This window comes from Hwangdonia lutea, assembly GCF_032814565.1.
Taxonomy (GTDB): Bacteria; Bacteroidota; Bacteroidia; order Flavobacteriales; family Flavobacteriaceae; genus Hwangdonia; species Hwangdonia lutea.
Genome location: NZ_CP136521.1, coordinates 2,079,301 through 2,095,821 on the forward strand (window position 1 = coordinate 2,079,301; position 16,521 = coordinate 2,095,821).

Here is a 16,521-nt window from a genome sequence, read left to right on the forward strand (position 1 = left end):
TGGGTTTTTATGATTTAGGAATTTAAACGCAATAAATCATCTAAATAATCCCTGGTGTTGGAGAGTCTGGGTATTTTATGTTGGCCGCCTAATTTGTTGTTTTGTTTAAGCCAATCATAAAACAAACGTTCACGAGCCATATGGATTTTAGGTTTATTAAGGGTTAAATTGTTGTAGCGTTTAGCTTCGTAATCTGAGTTTGAAGCCTTTAAGGCATTGTCGAACAATTCATTAAAATAATTGAGGTCTTTTGGAGGTGTTTTAAATTCAATAAGCCACTCGTGTGCGCCTTTTTCTTTGCCGTTCATAAAAATAGGTGCTGCCGTATAATCTACTATTTCGGCTTTGGTTCGCTTGCAAACTTTCTTTAAAGCATCTTCGGCATTTTCAATAATCAATTCTTCGCCAAAAACATTAATGTGGTGTTTGGTTCTGCCGGAAACTTTTATTCTATAGGGGTGCAATGACGTAAACCGAACCGTGTCTCCAATTTTATAACGCCATAAGCCTGCGTTGGTGGTGATAACCACAGCATAATTCTGATGGAGTTTGACGTCGCTTAACGGAATGGCTTTTTCTTCGGAAGTCGCGTAAACATCCATGGGAATAAATTCATAAAAAATGCCGTAATCCAACATCAATAACAATTCACTTGAGTTATTTTGATCTTGAATGGCAAAAAAACCTTCCGATGCATTGTATATTTCGTAATATTTAAAGCTGTTTTTTGGGAGTATTTTTTTGTATTGATCAACATAAGGCGTGAAGCTAACACCGCCGTGAAAATACACCTCTAAATTAGGCCAAACATCAAACAAACTCTGTTTCCCCGTGGTTTCTAAAACATTATTTAATAGTACGAGCATCCATGAGGGCACACCCGCCAAACTGGTAACCTTTTCGTTTATGGTTTCATCAACAATGGCTTGCATCTTGTATTCCCAATCGCTCATTAACGATACTTTGTTGCTTGGCGTGCTGCTAAATTCGGCCCAAAAAGGCATGTTGTCAATTAAAATGGCCGATAAATCACCAAAAAGAGTACCGTTTTCTTTGTACAATTCCTTGCTGCCGCCTAAGCGTAAACTTTTACCCGTAAATAGTTGCGAATCCTCGTTATTGTTAAGGTACATGCACAACAAATCTTTACCGGCGGCATAATGGCAGTCTTCTAAAGACTCGCTGCTAACCGGAATAAATTTACTTTTGGCATTGGTAGTGCCGCTAGATTTTGCAAACCATTTTATAGGACTCGGCCAAAAAATATTGGTTTCGCCTCGGCGCGATCGCTCAATAACATCTTGCCAACCTTCGTAGTTTTTAATTGGCACGCGTTCGGCAAATGTGCTGTAATTGGTAATGGATGCAAAATCGTGTTGTTTGCCAATCTCGGTGTCTTTAGCAGTGTTTATAAGGTTTAAAAGCAATTCGTTTTGTACTTCGTTTGGGTATTTTAAAAACAAATCAATTTGATGAAATCGTTTTTTTAAAAACCAAGAAGCAATAGAATTTACTAAAGGAATTGGCATATTTATTTTATCTTTAAGTTCTTAAAAATAAGACTTTTTTTTATGAACTACCAAGGTGTTTTAACAAAAATGGAAACTGAGTTTTCGCAACCTATTCAATATTATTTAGTGTTTGAAAACGATTTTTTAAACATGAATCAGTTGCTGAATAAAACCATAACCATGCAATTTGTTAAGTATCAGTGCTTAAATTGTGGATTGGATAAGCCCATTTATCGACAAGGTTTCGATAAGCAATGTTTTTTTGAAGTACCTCAAGCAGCAGATTGGATTATGCGCCCGGAATTAAGTACTGCACATTTGGGTAAAGAAGACCGCGATTTAGCTTACGAAAAGAAAGTGCAGCTGCAACCACACATTGTGTATTTGGCAAACTCCAGTAACGTAAAGGTCGGGGTTACCCGAAAACAACAAGTGCCAACACGCTGGATAGACCAAGGGGCGCACGAAGCCATTGAAATTGTAGAAGTCCCAAACAGGTATTTGGCAGGCATAACCGAAGTGGCTTTAAAAGACCATGTGGCCGATAAAACCAACTGGCGAAAAATGCTTAAAAATGATGTGGAGGATGAAGATTTAGTGGAATGGCGCGAGCGCTTAAAGACATATATTCCCGATGAGGCTAAAGATTATTTTATTGAAAACAACACTGAAACAAATATCGAATTTCCTGTTTATAAGTACCCGCTAAAACCTAAAAGCTTAAATATAATTAAACAGCAGCAATACACAGGAAAGTTGGTTGGCATAAAAGGGCAATATTTAATTTTTGAAGATGAAACGGTTTTTAATGTTCGTGCTAACGAAGGTTTGGTTATTCAAATAAGCTTGCCGTAGTTTTATACTATTTTTAACGCTGTAGATTTTCATAAACCTTTGCTTTTTAGTAAATTGAAAGTAAAAAATGAAAATTACAGGTATATTTTATGTTGTTGTTGCAACGCTCTTGTTGATAGCCTTAACCATAATGGTGTCATTAAACCTGCCTTTTAATTGGGTGTTTTATCTTATGTGTTTAGGGCAACTTTTTGTTGTTGTTACGGTTTATAAAGTTTTAAAAGACAATTATACTACCACTAAAACTTTTGATGATTTTTATGAAGACAACCCCATAGGTTACAGAAGCTAACCGTTTATAAAAAGTAGGTTGAAAAACTCGGGAATTTACTAATAAATCGGCTGTCTAAAAAGTGAATATTTAGCCCAAAACGATAGTTGTAATGCACTGAGTTTAATGCACCACAAAATTGGCTTTGCTTAATTTAATAAGCCTTAAGCCCTTTTTAGACAGCCTTTATGTGTTGTAAAGAAACTAGAAAACTATATATCTTCTTGATCTCGTAACCTTTGAATGTAAGCGGCTTTTTGAATTTCACGACGTCTTTTTACCGAAGGTTTGGTAAAAAACTGTCCGTCTCTTAAATTCTGCATTACTTTAATGTTACGGTGTTTTCTTTTGTAACGTTTTAAGGCGCGTTCGATGTTTTCGCCATCTTTTACAATAATTTTTAGCATATATTTTTATTAATGGTTTTGTGTTTTTAGGACTATCCTAAATACGTTTTTAATACTTTACTTTTAGAGGTATGTCGCAATCTGCGAATACCTTTTTCTTTAATTTGTCTTACCCGTTCGCGTGTTAATCCAAACGAAATGCCTATTTCCTGTAGGCTCATCGGGTGCTTTTTACTTATGCCGTAATAGTTTCGTATTACTTCGGCCTCTTTTTCAGATAGCGTGTCCAATGCTCTATTTAACTCAATGTTTAAGGAATCTCTCATTAAACCATTATCTGGTTTTGGCGATTCGTCAGACATTACTACATCATACAAACTAAACGTTTCTCCTTCTTTCAAAGGCGCATCCATTGAAACGTGTCGGCCAGAAATCTTCATAGACTGTTTTACGTTTTTAACCGAAAGGTCTAGGTTTTTAGCAATTTCTTCAGCACTCGGTGCTCTTTCATGCTCTTGTTCTAAAAATGAATAAGCTTTGTTTATTTTATTTATAGAACCAATTTTGTTCAAAGGTAATCTAACTATTCGAGATTGTTCTGCTAAAGCTTGAAGAATTGCTTGTCGAATCCACCAAACAGCATAAGAAATAAATTTAAAACCTCTAGTTTCGTCAAAACGTTTCGCCGCTTTTACCAAGCCTGCGTTACCTTCGTTAATTAAATCTGGTAATGACAGACCTTGATTTTGGTATTGTTTTGAGACTGAAACAACAAAACGCAAGTTAGCGGTTGTAAGTGTATCTAATGCTTTTTGATCGCCTTGGCGAATTCTTTGCGCCAACTCCACTTCTTCGTCTGCGGTAATTAACGGTATTTTGCTAATATCTTGTAGATATTTATCAAGCGATTTAGACTCTCTATTAGTAACTTGTTTAGTGATTTTTAATTGCCTCATATCGATTTATATAAAATTTAAATAATTTTCGCCATACAACATAACTTTATATTTTATAAAACCTAATTTTTAACCATTTTTTATGCAAAAACGGGCAAAAATGACTAAAATTTAGTGTTTTTTTAAGGGTTTTGGGCAATTTTAAGCGATTTTGGGTATTTGCATTCCAAAATTGAAGCCTTAATCCAAACATTAAACCAACCCTTTATTCGGTTGTAATTGATAAAAACATGGTGCGTATGATAAATTTGGGCATTCCTAAACACTAATTAACCGTATCCGTTGCTTTTTTCTTTTTGCCTAATAAGCCACCAAGTACATTTTTAACCGCATCGTTGGTGTTTGTCTTTGTAGAATCTGAGGGTGTTTTGTTTTTATTGATAATACCGCCCAAAACATCCTTAACCGTATTATTTTGTTCTTTTTTAAGGGAGTCTGTTTTAGTTTTATTACCGCCAATAACATCGCCAATTAAATCCTTGACCTTGTCTTTGCCTTGATTTAATAGTTTTTGTTTTTCAATTTCGATAAGTTGATTTGTTAGGCTACTAATACCACTAGTTAAATCGGTTTTTACCGTCGGATTCGTGTAAGAACCACCAATATTGGCCGTAACCGGAATGGCGATATTTTTAGCTTCTTCGGTGTTAATTCTTCCAATTAACTGATTAATCTCGCTGCCTAAATATTTTGCGGGTACATTAAAAATGGCACTGTAATTTAAGGTTTTATCAAAACCATGCGATCCCGAAACATTAATTACAATATCATCGTATTTTATTTGAAATGGTTTTACGCTTACCTGTCCGTTGGCGAATTCCAATTTGGTTTTTAAATCCTTTAAATCCAATTTTTTAAAATCTATAAAATTCAATGCGCCTTCAAGCTTGGTCATCAATTCACTTTGGCTTGCACCAATTCGAGTGGCTAACAATTCCGCGAAAGCGTTACCGGACATACTACTTAACTTCGGAGAAAACTCACTATCTAATTTACCCGAAAGACTAATATTGGTATTTAATTTTCCGGCGAGCAATTTGGCAATTGGCGCTAAATTTTGAAGCAGTTCCATGTTGTTAAACGACTGGGAAATATCAAACCCATCAGCACCCAAATTCAAATTAAAAGTGGGTGTTTCGCTTTTTGTTGACACATCGCCGGCAATGGACAACGCGCCGTCAAAAATACTGGACGTCATATTTTTTAAGGTCGCTTGCTGGTCTTTAATCAACAGCGTGCCTTTCACATCTTTTAAGTTTAAATTGTCGTAAACCACGGTTTTGGCATCGGCATTTATGGTGCAATCTAAAAAGGCTGGAATTTTTAAAGATTCGGTATCAGTGGTCGTTTTATTTTCAGCGGAAGCTTCATCTTCTTTCATAAAATCACTCACTTTAAATACATTGGAATTCACGTTAAAATTTCCTTGTAGTGTGTTGTCGCTTAGTAAAAAGCCCAATAGGTTTTTAATGGTTCCGGTGGCGTTTAAATCGCTATCGCCCGTTTTGGCTTTAAAATGATTTAATGAAACCGTTCCCGGATTAAAGGTCATGTCTGCTTGCGAAATATGGATAGGGTTTACAATATCTTCCGATGAAAACACAAAATCGGTAATGCTTGCCGAACCATTATTTTTAATGCGCTGGTAAGCATTGGTTTCAATCGCTTTCATGTCGAAAGACGTGTTGATTTTTCCTTTTAGAATCCCGCTCAATGCATTATCCAATTCAATGGGATACACTTTGGTAATGTTGGCTAAATTTAAAACACCGTCAATATTAGCGTTTACCAACATATTTTTGGTAATGTTTTTTAGAGTTGCCGAGGATTTAAAAACATCATTGTCAATTTTAAAATTCAGTTTTTTAATGGCTACAAACGTATCATCTACATTGCCTGTGGTATTTTTTATGGATGTATTTATGGAAATGTTGCTTACCCGTTTTGGTAAATCCGGATATTTAAACGAGGCGTTATTTGATGTGATATTAATGTCTAAATTAGGAATGGTCTCATCGGAATTTAAGCCTTTTATACTGCCATTTATTTTAAAATCGCCGGTGGTTTGTACATCGTCGATATTTTTAGAATATGTTTTTGGAATGACCGCCAAGAAGTTTTTAAAATCAGATTCCGGGTTTTTAAAAGTGATATCAATCTCTTGTCCGTTTTCCAACTGCTTTACAAAACCTTGAAACTCCAATGGCAAATCGTTAATAAAACCTTTGTTTTCTTTAAAGGTGTAAATGCTGTTGTTTAAGTCCAGCCCTATTAAAGCATCCAGTTTTACTGGGTTGTTGCTTAAATATGTGGTGCTATCCAAGGTAATGCTCAAATTAGCTTCACTTTTTGTGTTTAATTCTGATGCTTCCGCGGAAAAAATACCGTTGCCTGTATGATTGATTTCAGATACATGAATAATCATATTTGAAGCTTCATCCAAATACGTTAACGCACTGTTATTGACGCTGTAATCTTCAAGATTAAAAGAAAAACTACTTGATGGTGTTTCGGCTGAAACGTTTTCATCTGCTTTGGCAATATCGTAATTTACGTCGCCAAATTTGTTTGTTTTTAGGGTTAATAAAATGGCGTCAACATCAATCGAATTTACGGTTATTGGATCTTCGCTCGCGGTTTTAAACAGCTCTTTTATGGGCATGGTAAAGGCGATGCTTTTTGCGGTGGCCAAGGTTTCGTCTTTAAAAGGTTCAAAATTGGAAATAACCAAATCGCTTACGCTAACATGGGCTTGCGGAAAGCTGCTGATAAAACTTAAGCTAACATCGCTAAACTCCACTTTGGCATTCACGTTTTCGTTTATAAAGCGCTTAACTATATCTTTAATCTGACCTTGAAATGCAAAAGGGATTGCAATTAAAAGTGCGATGATGATTAGTAATGTGATGCCAATAATTTTTATAGCCTTTTTCATAAAAAACGAGTTTATATAAATATACGAGTGTGATTGTGTTTAAGTTTAAATAACCAAAAAGTTTAATAAAAATTTAACCTGAACGAAAGTAATATTAACGCAATCGAAATTAAAGTAAATCGATCTCTTCGTTTACCTTTAAATTAAAACGTTTTCTGAATAAATAAACGCCCAAATATAAAAAAGGTGTATCGCAAGCGGCAACAAAAACCTTAAATAAAAATCCGCTAACCAATAAACCTTTAAAAAGGCTCCAGGGTAAAACCTCGAAAAAACACAGTAAAAAAACGACTGAAAAGGTATCGACAAACTGCGATAACCACGTCGAGAAATTATTGCGCAACCAAAGGTATTTGCCATGGGTGAGTTTTTTCCAGAAATGATAAATTTGAATGTCTACAAACTGCGCAAATAAATAGGCGGTCATGCTGGCACCAACCGCTAAAATAGTTCTGCCAAAAACTTGAGTAAAAATGGCATCGTTAATGGGCGAATTGGCAAAAGCGGGAACAATGTCGGCCACATAAACAATTAAAACCGAAAACAAAGAAGCAAATATACCGGTAACCACCACCTGATTGGCGCGCTTTTTACCGTAAATCTCGCTAATTAAATCGGTGATTAAAAAGGTAATGGGATAGGGCAAAATACCAACCGACACTATAAAAAGTTTACTGCCAAAAACTTCGATATCCAAGGGGTGCCAATAAAAAAACTTTTGAAAAATTAAGTTTGAAACCACTAACGATGTTATAAATAGCGCACCTAAAAGCATGTAAATACGCTGTGCTGCAAGTTTGTCTTTTACGGTCATATAAATTGTGAATAAATACGTCTCGTAAATATAAAGGATTAAAAATTGTTTTAGTTAATTTGCTTTTTCAATGAAAAAACCAATCACATATCATATTGCATTAGGCAGTAACAAAGGCGATAAATTTAAAAATTTACAAAATGCCTTGGATGCAATCCATAAAAAAATAGGGCATATAAAACGGATTTCGAAAGTTTATAAATCGCCTGCTTTTGGTTTTGAAAGTGATGACTTTTTTAATGCCTGTGCGGTTATGGCATCGCATTTAAGTGCGGAACAGGTATTGCAGGAATTACTAAATATTGAAACCGCTTTAGGGCGCACCCGAAAACAAGGAGCGGGTTACGAAGCTCGAACCATAGATTTGGATATCGTTTTTGCCGAAACCGAAATTATAGATACGAAAACCTTGCAAGTGCCGCATCCCGAAATGGAAAAACGCAGGTTTGTATTGCAACCCCTTAACGATATTGCCTCTAAAATAAAGCATCCAAAACTTAATAAAGAAGTTGCTGTTTTATTAAATGAATGTGAAGACGAATCGGTTTTAGAACCCATTAATATTTGGTTGAAAAACCCAAGTAAAACTTATGATTTTTCACAATACAACTACATTGCCATTGAAGGGAATATTGGGGCCGGAAAAACCAGTTTAGCTACTAAAATGGCGCAGGATTTTAATGCGAAACTCATATTAGAACGCTTTGCCGACAATCCGTTTTTGCCAAAATTTTATAAAGATGCTCAGCGTTACGCCTTTACCTTAGAGATGAGTTTTTTGGCCGATAGATACCAGCAAATCTCTGACGATTTATCGCAGCTCGATTTGTTTAAAGATTTTATAGTGAGCGATTACGATGTGTTTAAATCGCTTATTTTCTCGAAAATCACCTTGGCCGAAGATGAATTTATGCTATACCGAAAGCTTTTTAATTTGATGTACAAAGATTTAAAAAAGCCCGAATTGTATGTGTATTTATACCAAAATACGGAGCGGTTGCAACAAAACATAAAAAAACGCGGTCGCGATTACGAGCAGAATATCGACAACGATTATTTGGAAAAAATTAACGCTGGTTACTTGGAGTTTTTAAAAACCCAAAGCGACTTTAATGTAAAAATTATTGATATTTCTGATAAGGATTTTGTTGAGAATCGCGCAGATTATTTGTGGGTTTTGGGAGAGGTTTGTTGGGAGTGATTTTTTTGGGTTCCGCTTATCGGTTTCGTATATGATACGTTGCGTGGTTTAGCACTTACTTAACAAGTACACTCCAAACTGAAAATCCGCAAGAATTTTCAGAAGTAGGCGAGACTAAGAAATTAAATGTTGTAGGTAGGCTTTTATTCTGTTGTTATTTTTTTCAATGCTTTATTAGCTACCTTTTTTATAGTTTTATTTTTATTATTCGTTAATTCAGTCAGTCTTTCAATCGAGTTCGTCGATTTTAGTTTACCAAGTGCACTAATTGCGTGTAAAACAACTTCATTGTCAAAAGTCAATTCAAACAATAATTTTTCGGCTATTGGTTTATGCTCTTTTGTTTTTCCAAGTGCCTTTACAAACATCTGTCTTGATATTCCATTATTCTTATTAGACGAAATTTCTTTTATTGGTTCAAAGTAAGAATCCGAATATAAGTGATCAAACCAGTTTCCAATGCTCCATCCAATAGTTTCTTTTTCTTGTTCAGTTTTCAGGTTACCGTAAAATTTCAATAATTGATTTTCGGCAATTCCCTTTGCTTTTCTTACTGTTATTGCTCTTACCATTCCATCTTTCATAATGGAGTCAGTTATTTTTTCAGAGTCCAACAGATTAAGCAATAGATTTATATATCCGAAGTCAGTTTGTTTAAAATTTACAAGGTCAAATAAACTAGAAACTTTAAATCCAGCTTTTCTAAGTTCCATTGTAACAAATTCGTCTTCCTTTTTTCGGATACGCTGAGTTTCATAAAACTCTTTAGTGTTTCTTTTCTTATGTTCTTTTATTACATATTCGACAAATTCGTCATTATTTAAACTGCTAAAATCCATAGTTTTGTCAGCTTACCTAAAATGGCTCGCGGATATTAATCCGTTTCAATGATTAATATTCACCGATACTGAAGCAAGTTCAGCACAAGTAGGCGAAGTTAATTTTTTTTAATATTAGAACCAAGTTAAATTGTAAGTTAATTTTGTCATTCCTGCGAAAGCAGGAATCCACATTTCAGTCTCAATTGTTAATAGATTCCATGTCAAATCAAGGCATGACAAAAAGAGGTTCAATTAAAATACTTCAAACAACGTCGTTACAATACGTCCTTTTTTATCATCCAAAACATACTTGTTAAGTTGTTTTTCATTTTTAATCTTAAAATTAAAAGGCGCTTCCAAAATATTAACGCCGCTGTTTTGTTTTAGTCGAATCCCTTGCCCGGAAATAATGTCTTTGTTTGGGGTAAAGCTGCCAACTGGGATGTGTTCGGTTAAAATAATGTACTTAAAAGCCTCTAGTTTTTTTAAAGTGCTTTGTATTTCGGCATTCGATAAATGCTGTAACACTTGCCGTAAAATAATGCAGTCTGCTTGGGGTAGTGCTTCTTTTGAAATATCCAAACAACGAAACTCTAAGTTGTCTTTTTTGAATAATTTTTTATTTCTTTCAATTAGGGTTTCAACAATATCAACAGCAGTATATTTTTTGCTGTATGTGGCAAGGTGTTTACCGATATTAAAATCGCCACAGCCTAAATCGCAAACCGTTATTTTTTCCGCGAAAGCGTTTAAAAAACCAATAATAGCATCTAAATATGGGTTTATAATTTCTGGGTTGTGCGAGCCTTCTCCCGAATAAAAATCGAAGTCTTTTCCACCCCAAAGATGCATGTCATAAATCTGGTGCATCACATCTTTAGTTGGCCAAGGCTTTTTTTGTTTTTTAGTCACTTTTTTTTATCTCTTTTTAAACTAAATAAATGTATTTCAAAAAGCAATTATATAAGCTATAAGATTTTTTGGATTGATAATTTAAACATAACAATATGAGAATTGCGTTTTAGCAAATATATTATTATATTTAGGTAATAAATTTTGCCCAAAAAAAAATGAGTTATGGAGTATTTTAAATCAGAAAAAACGAAAATTGGATTTAAAACCTATTTAATACTAATAATTTGTTTGGTTGTTTATTTCATAGCTGGCGGTTATGGATTTATGCTATTTCCTTTTAATACTAGCTTTTTAGTTGTTGGAATTGGAGTTGTTGTTTGTGTTCCATTTTTATTGTATTTTCTAAAGATTGACAATAAATAAGAAATTTTGTTCTCATTTCAATTTCTGGATATGTATCATAATTAAGCTTGTTATTATTTTATTTTACTAAACACATCCCAAACCACAACGCCGCAACTCACTGAAATATTTAGGGAATGTTTGGTTCCAAATTGGGGGATTTCAATCACGGTATCGCTAGCAGAAACCACATTTTGAGCAACACCTTTTACCTCGTTGCCAAAAACTAAGGCATAAGTTGTTTGTCGTTTAGGCGTAAAGTTGTTAAGCATCGTGGCGTTTTCAGCTTGTTCAATTGAGCATATTTTTACGTTTTCGGCTTTCAGTTTTTCAACCACATCCAACGTGTTTTCGGCGTATTCCCATTCTACCGTTTCGGTGCTTCCCAAAGCGGTTTTATGGATGTCTTTATGTGGTGGTGTTGCGGTGATGCCACACAAATAAATTTTTTCAATTAAAAAAGCGTCACTGGTTCTAAAAACCGAACCAATATTATTCAAACTTCTAATATTGTCGAGAATAATGATAAGCGGTGTTTTTGTCGCTTCTTTAAAAGCATTAATGCTTAATCGGTCTAATTCGCTATTTTTTAGTTTGCGCATTTTGTTGTTTATTCTTTTATGTTTTTGCGAGGAGTTTTTTACGACGTCGCAATCTGTTTGTATTTAACCCTAAAAAGATTAAGACAGTCGTTCCTCTATCAAAATAACGAGTAAATATTCGTGTATTTGTGGCTATTCTAAACTAATTAATTGTTAATAATTGTAGATAACTTCTAGCGTTACAGTTTAAAAAAACATCAATAATTAATTACATTAGCAAACTTACTTAAAAACAAAATTCCGTTGGCAAAAAAATCAAAAAAAGAAACACCGTTAATGAAACAGTACAACGCCATAAAGGCAAAGTATCCTGATGCTTTGTTGCTGTTTCGGGTGGGCGATTTTTACGAAACCTTTGGGAGCGATGCTGTAAAAACGGCAAATATTTTAGGTATTATTTTAACCAAGCGCGGAGCTGGTAGCGAGAGCGAAACAGAGTTGGCAGGTTTTCCGCATCATTCATTAAATACGTATTTGCCTAAGTTGGTAAAAGCTGGCGAGCGGGTTGCTATTTGCGATCAGCTTGAAGACCCAAAGCAAACCAAAACCATTGTAAAACGAGGTGTTACCGAATTAGTTACTCCGGGTGTTGCTTTAAACGATGAGGTTTTAATTTCAAAATCGAATAATTTTTTATGTTCGGTGTATTTTGATGCCTCAACAAGCTCAGTAACCAAACAAAGAATTGGTATTTCGTTTTTGGACATTTCAACCGGCGAGTTTTTAACTTCGCAGGGCAATGCGGAATATATCGATAAGTTGCTTCAAAATTTCAACCCTAGTGAAGTGTTGGTTTCCAAACAAAAGCGTACCCTTTTTAACGATACCTTTGGCGATGATTTCCATACCTTCTTTTTAGAGGATTGGGTCTACCAAACCGATTATGCCTACGAAACCTTAACCAAACATTTTAACACAAAAACGCTTAAGGGTTTTGGTATTGAAGAGTTGTACGAAGGTATTATTGCATCGGGTTCAATTCTACATTATTTGGGCGAAACGCAGCACAACAAACTCCAGCATATTACCTCTATTTCTAGAATTGCCGAAGATGATTATGTGTGGATGGACAAATTCACCATCAGAAATTTAGAGCTTTATAACTCAACAAATAACAATGCCGTAACGCTGTTAAATGTGATTGATAAAACCATTTCGCCCATGGGTGGCAGATTGTTAAAACGTTGGCTGGCGTTGCCTTTAAAGCATGTTGAAAAAATAAAGCAACGACACGAGGTGGTCAATTTTTTGACTAAAAATAAAACGACGCTTCAAAAAATTCAGGGGCATATCAAGCATATTGGCGATATTGAGCGCTTAATTTCTAAGGTGGCCACGCAAAAAGTGAATCCGCGTGAGGTTATTCAGCTTAAAAATTCATTGGAAGCCATTGTGCCCATAAAGGCGTTAGCTTCAAATTGCGATAACGAATCGCTTAAAATTATTGGCGATAAATTACAGAGCTGTGATGTGCTTCGTGAAAAAATAAAGAAGACCTTAAATGAAGATGCCCCAGTAAATGTTTTAAAAGGAAACAGTATTGCTGTTGGATTTTCTTCGGAATTGGACGAGTTGAGAGCATTGTCCAAATCCGGAAAAAATTATTTAGACAACATGTTAGAGCGCGAGAGCGAGCGCACGGGCATTACATCGCTTAAAATAGCCTCTAATAATGTGTTTGGGTATTATATTGAAGTCCGGAACACGCACAGAGATAAAGTGCCGGAAGAGTGGATACGAAAGCAAACCTTAGTTAATGCCGAACGTTATATAACTGAAGAACTTAAAGAATACGAAGCCAAAATTTTAGGAGCTGAAGAACGTATTTTGGCCATTGAGCAGCAGTTGTTTTCAGAATTGGTTATTTGGTTAAATCAGTACATAAAACCCGTGCAGCAAAACGCTTTTTTAATTGGGCAAATAGACTGTTTATGTGGGTTTTCGCAACTGGCGAAAGAGAATAAATACAGTTATCCCACAATTGATGATTCCTTTGATTTGGATATAAAAGATGGGAGGCATCCCGTTATCGAAAAGCAATTGCCCATTGGCGAAAGTTATATTGCAAACAATGTGTTTTTAGATAGAAAAACCCAGCAAATTATCATGATTACGGGCCCCAATATGTCTGGTAAATCGGCTATATTACGTCAAACCGCACTCATTGTTTTATTGGCTCAAATAGGAAGTTTTGTGCCAGCAAAAAATGCTCGAATTGGATTGGTGGATAAAATTTTCACACGTGTTGGTGCCAGCGATAATATCTCGATGGGCGAATCTACGTTTATGGTAGAGATGAACGAAACAGCTTCAATCTTGAATAATATTTCCGATAGAAGTTTAGTGCTTTTAGATGAAATTGGAAGAGGTACCAGTACCTACGATGGTATTTCGATAGCCTGGGCTATTAGCGAATATCTGCACGAGCATCCTGCAAAACCTAAAACCTTGTTTGCAACCCATTATCACGAGCTCAACGAAATGAGCGAAACATTTTCGCATATAAAAAACTTTAACGTTTCAGTAAAAGAATTAAAAGACAATGTGCTTTTTTTAAGAAAATTGGTTGAAGGTGGAAGTGCACACAGTTTTGGTATTCATGTAGCTAAAATGGCAGGCATGCCACAGCAAGTGTTGCATCGCGCGAACAAAATATTAAAAAAACTAGAACAATCGCACTCCAGTGAAGAACTCACCGATAAAGTAAAATCGTTAAATGACGAGATGCAATTAAGCTTCTTTAATCTAGACGATCCCTTGTTGGAGAATATAAAAGAAGAGATTTTACACATTGATATTGATACACTTACTCCCGTTGAAGCCCTCATGAAATTGAACGAAATTAAGCGTATGTTGGTTAAGAAAAAACAAGCCTAAAAATAATTTTATAATTTCTCTAAAAAGGCTTTGGAATTCCTAGAAATATTTTAAATTTGCATCCGCAATAGCGATATTGCACGTTCATTATAAATACTGCGAAAGTAGCTCAGGGGTAGAGCATCACCTTGCCAAGGTGGGGGTCGCGGGTTCAAATCCCGTCTTTCGCTCTGAAAACTTTCTTAAAAAATACCAATGTCGACGTGCTGAGTGCAGTCGAAGCATGCTGAAGTGGTGGAATTGGTAGACACGTTGGACTTAAAATCCAATGTCCATTAGGACGTACGGGTTCAAGTCCCGTCTTCAGTACAGATGAAAAGCCGAAACGAATGTTTCGGCTTTTTTTGATTTAATATCTAACATTCAAACATAAAAAAACCACCTTTTAGGTGGTTTTTATTAAACTTTAGACGCGTATTAATTACCGTCGGTAGCTTCTTTTACTTTCTCCTTTGCACTTTCAGCAGCTTTATCTGCGGCGTCACCAGCAGCATCAACAGCCTTATCTATAGCTTCACCAGCTTCGTCGCCAGCTTCTTCAATAGCATCGCCTGCATCATCAACAGCATCTTCTATAGCATCACCTGCTTCTTCAACAGCTTCTTCTGTAGCTTCTACGGCTTCTTCTATTGAATCTTCAGCTTTTTTGTTATCTCTACAAGAGTTAAAGGATAAGCCTAATACTAGCAATAAAGCAGTGCTTAATAATAATTTTTTCATTGGTTTTTGTTTTAGTGTTAATTTTTAATATTTAGATTACGAATTTAATAACTTATTGTTAAAACCTATTAAGATTATGTTAATTTTTTAACATTTGCCATTAAAATCATATTATATACGCAGATAATCGAGGATTTGGATGACAGCTCCTTTGTTTTTTTTAATATAATCTAGATTTTTACTGCCAGAATCCAGCCTTTTAGCCTCATTTTTAATAAGTTCATTTAATACGGCATTAAACTCGTTTTGGTTGGAAATAGAAAACATACCGCCCATATCGATCATGGATTTAGCCTCGGGAAATTTAACGTGATTATTGCCTATAATAATAGGAACTCCAAAAACGGCGGGCTCTAAAGTGTTGTGTAAGCCTGTGTTTCCCATGGCGCCACCAACATAAGCTATATCGGCATAATGGTATATTTTAGTTAATAAACCTATGGTGTCTATAATAAAAACCTGTGCTTTCGAGAGATTTTTTCCATCCTTTTCGCTAAATAAAACGGTTTCGGTATGTACTTTTTCCTTTAGGTTTTTTATTTGCGCATGATTAATATTGTGAGGTGCCAAAATAAATTTAACACCTTTGGAGGCTTCATTATTAACGAAGTTTATAAATAAATTTTCATCTGGCAACCAAGTACTTCCGGCCACAACACATAAGTTATTGCCCTTAAAGTCTTCGATAAAATCTAACTGATTATTTTGGTTTAATTGACTGTAAACACGATCGAAACGGGTATCGCCCGATACGGAAACAGTATTGTAGTTTATAGATTCAAGTAAAGTTTTTGAAGCTTCATTTTGTGTAAAAATATGCTCGAACGTAAATAAAGCTTTCCGTAGAGTTTTTCCGTAAAATTTAAAAAATGATTGATTTTCTCTAAATGCCGCCGAAATTAAAATGGCGCGTAATTGCCTTTGTTTTAATTCATTTAAAACATTGGGCCAAATATCGTATTTAACAAAAATGGTAAGTTCGGGGTTTACCATATTTAAAAAGGTTTTGGCGTTCTTTTTTGTGTCTATGGGCAAATAAACAACCACATCGGCAATGGGCGAGTTTTTACGAATTTGGTAACCTGAAGGCGAAAAAAAAGTGAGCACAATTTTATGGGTTTTGTAACGCTCTCGCAAGGCCTTAAAAACAGGAAGCCCTTGTTCGTATTCACCCAAAGAGGCACAATGAAACCAAAGGGTTTTGTCGGTTTTTTTGAGGTTGTTTTTTAAAGTATTAAAGGTTTCAGAGCGTCCTTTAACGCCTAAGGCAATTTTTTTGTTAAATGGCGCAACACATTTTAAGCCTAATTGGGCCAGATAAATTCCTAAATTATAAATTAAACTCAATTTTATT

At 35.1% G+C, this 16,521-nt stretch carries 15 protein-coding genes and 2 tRNA genes; 7 read left to right on the plus strand and 10 right to left on the minus strand.

All coding sequences use genetic code 11. The features are described 5' to 3' along the window. Positions 1–14: 14 nt before the first annotated feature. Positions 15–1,529, minus strand: coding sequence for a GH3 auxin-responsive promoter family protein (locus RNZ46_RS09005; RefSeq protein WP_316981880.1), 1,515 nt, complete (start codon positions 1,527–1,529; stop codon positions 15–17). A 42-nt stretch (positions 1,530–1,571) separates the two neighbouring features. Between RNZ46_RS09005 and RNZ46_RS09010 the strand changes: the two genes are divergently transcribed. Then, entirely contained in the window at positions 1,572–2,366 is a 795-nt protein-coding gene (locus RNZ46_RS09010; protein WP_316981881.1) for a DUF2797 domain-containing protein, read from the plus strand. Positions 2,367–2,433: 67 nt separating this feature from the next. After that, the gene (locus RNZ46_RS09015; protein WP_316981882.1) at positions 2,434–2,658 is read left to right on the plus strand and encodes a hypothetical protein; all 225 of its coding nucleotides are present in this window, start codon (positions 2,434–2,436) and stop codon (positions 2,656–2,658) included. Between the two features lie 191 nt (positions 2,659–2,849). Here RNZ46_RS09015 and rpsU read toward each other — a convergent pair whose 3' ends face one another. The 4 genes from rpsU to RNZ46_RS09035 all read right to left on the minus strand — a co-directional run bounded on the left by rpsU (position 2,850) and on the right by RNZ46_RS09035 (position 7,689). Continuing rightward, a complete protein-coding gene (gene rpsU, locus RNZ46_RS09020) occupies positions 2,850–3,044 on the minus strand; it encodes a 30S ribosomal protein S21 (RefSeq protein ID WP_316981883.1) in 195 nt (64 codons plus the stop codon). A 32-nt stretch (positions 3,045–3,076) separates the two neighbouring features. After that, a complete protein-coding gene (locus RNZ46_RS09025; RefSeq protein WP_316981884.1) occupies positions 3,077–3,940 on the minus strand; it encodes a sigma-70 family RNA polymerase sigma factor in 864 nt (287 codons plus the stop codon). 265 nt (positions 3,941–4,205) lie between these two features. Next, entirely contained in the window at positions 4,206–6,875 is a 2,670-nt protein-coding gene (locus RNZ46_RS09030; RefSeq protein ID WP_316981885.1) for an AsmA-like C-terminal region-containing protein, read from the minus strand. 109 nt (positions 6,876–6,984) lie between these two features. Next, positions 6,985–7,689: a queuosine precursor transporter gene (locus tag RNZ46_RS09035; RefSeq protein ID WP_316981886.1), complete on the minus strand. Its 705-nt coding sequence runs from the start codon at positions 7,687–7,689 to the stop codon at positions 6,985–6,987. Between the two features lie 70 nt (positions 7,690–7,759). On the opposite strand from RNZ46_RS09035, the gene folK reads away from it, so the two are divergent. Further along, on the plus strand, positions 7,760–8,890 hold the full coding sequence (gene folK, locus RNZ46_RS09040; RefSeq protein ID WP_316981887.1) for a 2-amino-4-hydroxy-6-hydroxymethyldihydropteridine diphosphokinase: 1,131 nt from the start codon (positions 7,760–7,762) through the stop codon (positions 8,888–8,890). Positions 8,891–9,033: 143 nt separating this feature from the next. On the opposite strand, the gene RNZ46_RS09045 is transcribed toward folK, so the two are convergent. Both RNZ46_RS09045 and RNZ46_RS09050 read right to left on the minus strand, forming a co-directional pair. Next, positions 9,034–9,729, minus strand: a complete 696-nt coding sequence (locus RNZ46_RS09045) for a HEAT repeat domain-containing protein (protein ID WP_316981888.1) — start codon at positions 9,727–9,729, stop codon at positions 9,034–9,036. A 234-nt stretch (positions 9,730–9,963) separates the two neighbouring features. After that, positions 9,964–10,623: a class I SAM-dependent methyltransferase gene (locus tag RNZ46_RS09050; protein ID WP_316981889.1), complete on the minus strand. Its 660-nt coding sequence runs from the start codon at positions 10,621–10,623 to the stop codon at positions 9,964–9,966. Positions 10,624–10,788: 165 nt separating this feature from the next. On the opposite strand from RNZ46_RS09050, the gene RNZ46_RS09055 reads away from it, so the two are divergent. Then, positions 10,789–10,989, plus strand: coding sequence for a hypothetical protein (locus RNZ46_RS09055; RefSeq protein ID WP_316981890.1), 201 nt, complete (start codon positions 10,789–10,791; stop codon positions 10,987–10,989). Between the two features lie 53 nt (positions 10,990–11,042). Here the strand turns inward: RNZ46_RS09055 and RNZ46_RS09060 are convergent, their stop codons facing one another. Next, positions 11,043–11,570, minus strand: a complete 528-nt coding sequence (locus RNZ46_RS09060; RefSeq protein ID WP_316981891.1) for an RNA methyltransferase — start codon at positions 11,568–11,570, stop codon at positions 11,043–11,045. 243 nt (positions 11,571–11,813) lie between these two features. Here RNZ46_RS09060 and mutS point away from each other — a divergent pair, with 243 nt between their 5' ends. From mutS to RNZ46_RS09075, 3 genes are all read left to right on the plus strand, one after another. Further along, the gene (gene mutS, locus RNZ46_RS09065) at positions 11,814–14,447 is read left to right on the plus strand and encodes a DNA mismatch repair protein MutS (protein WP_316981892.1); all 2,634 of its coding nucleotides are present in this window, start codon (positions 11,814–11,816) and stop codon (positions 14,445–14,447) included. Between the two features lie 98 nt (positions 14,448–14,545). Next, a tRNA-Gly gene (locus tag RNZ46_RS09070) sits at positions 14,546–14,617 on the plus strand. 55 nt (positions 14,618–14,672) lie between these two features. Further along, a tRNA-Leu gene (locus tag RNZ46_RS09075) sits at positions 14,673–14,756 on the plus strand. A gap of 108 nt (positions 14,757–14,864) precedes the next feature. Here RNZ46_RS09075 and RNZ46_RS09080 read toward each other — a convergent pair. Together RNZ46_RS09080 and RNZ46_RS09085 are read right to left on the minus strand one after the other, a co-directional pair. Then, positions 14,865–15,167, minus strand: a complete 303-nt coding sequence (locus RNZ46_RS09080) for a hypothetical protein (RefSeq protein WP_316981893.1) — start codon at positions 15,165–15,167, stop codon at positions 14,865–14,867. A 111-nt stretch (positions 15,168–15,278) separates the two neighbouring features. Further along, positions 15,279–16,514, minus strand: a complete 1,236-nt coding sequence (locus RNZ46_RS09085) for a 3-deoxy-D-manno-octulosonic acid transferase (protein ID WP_316981894.1) — start codon at positions 16,512–16,514, stop codon at positions 15,279–15,281. Positions 16,515–16,521: the final 7 nt, after the last annotated feature.

Excerpts from the sequence above, each read along its gene's own strand:
- RNZ46_RS09005 (WP_316981880.1), bottom strand. The coding sequence starts at position 1,529 with ATGCCAATTCCTTTAGTAAATTCTATTGCTTCTTGGTTTTTAAAAAAA.
- RNZ46_RS09010 (WP_316981881.1), top strand. The coding sequence starts at position 1,572 with ATGAACTACCAAGGTGTTTTAACAAAAATGGAAACTGAGTTTTCGCAA.
- RNZ46_RS09015 (WP_316981882.1), top strand. The coding sequence starts at position 2,434 with ATGAAAATTACAGGTATATTTTATGTTGTTGTTGCAACGCTCTTGTTG.
- rpsU (WP_316981883.1), bottom strand. The coding sequence starts at position 3,044 with ATGCTAAAAATTATTGTAAAAGATGGCGAAAACATCGAACGCGCCTTA.
- RNZ46_RS09025 (WP_316981884.1), bottom strand. The coding sequence starts at position 3,940 with ATGAGGCAATTAAAAATCACTAAACAAGTTACTAATAGAGAGTCTAAA.
- RNZ46_RS09030 (WP_316981885.1), bottom strand. The coding sequence starts at position 6,875 with ATGAAAAAGGCTATAAAAATTATTGGCATCACATTACTAATCATCATC.
- RNZ46_RS09035 (WP_316981886.1), bottom strand. The coding sequence starts at position 7,689 with ATGACCGTAAAAGACAAACTTGCAGCACAGCGTATTTACATGCTTTTA.
- folK (WP_316981887.1), top strand. The coding sequence starts at position 7,760 with ATGAAAAAACCAATCACATATCATATTGCATTAGGCAGTAACAAAGGC.
- RNZ46_RS09045 (WP_316981888.1), bottom strand. The coding sequence starts at position 9,729 with ATGGATTTTAGCAGTTTAAATAATGACGAATTTGTCGAATATGTAATA.
- RNZ46_RS09055 (WP_316981890.1), top strand. The coding sequence starts at position 10,789 with ATGGAGTATTTTAAATCAGAAAAAACGAAAATTGGATTTAAAACCTAT.
- RNZ46_RS09060 (WP_316981891.1), bottom strand. The coding sequence starts at position 11,570 with ATGCGCAAACTAAAAAATAGCGAATTAGACCGATTAAGCATTAATGCT.
- RNZ46_RS09080 (WP_316981893.1), bottom strand. The coding sequence starts at position 15,167 with ATGAAAAAATTATTATTAAGCACTGCTTTATTGCTAGTATTAGGCTTA.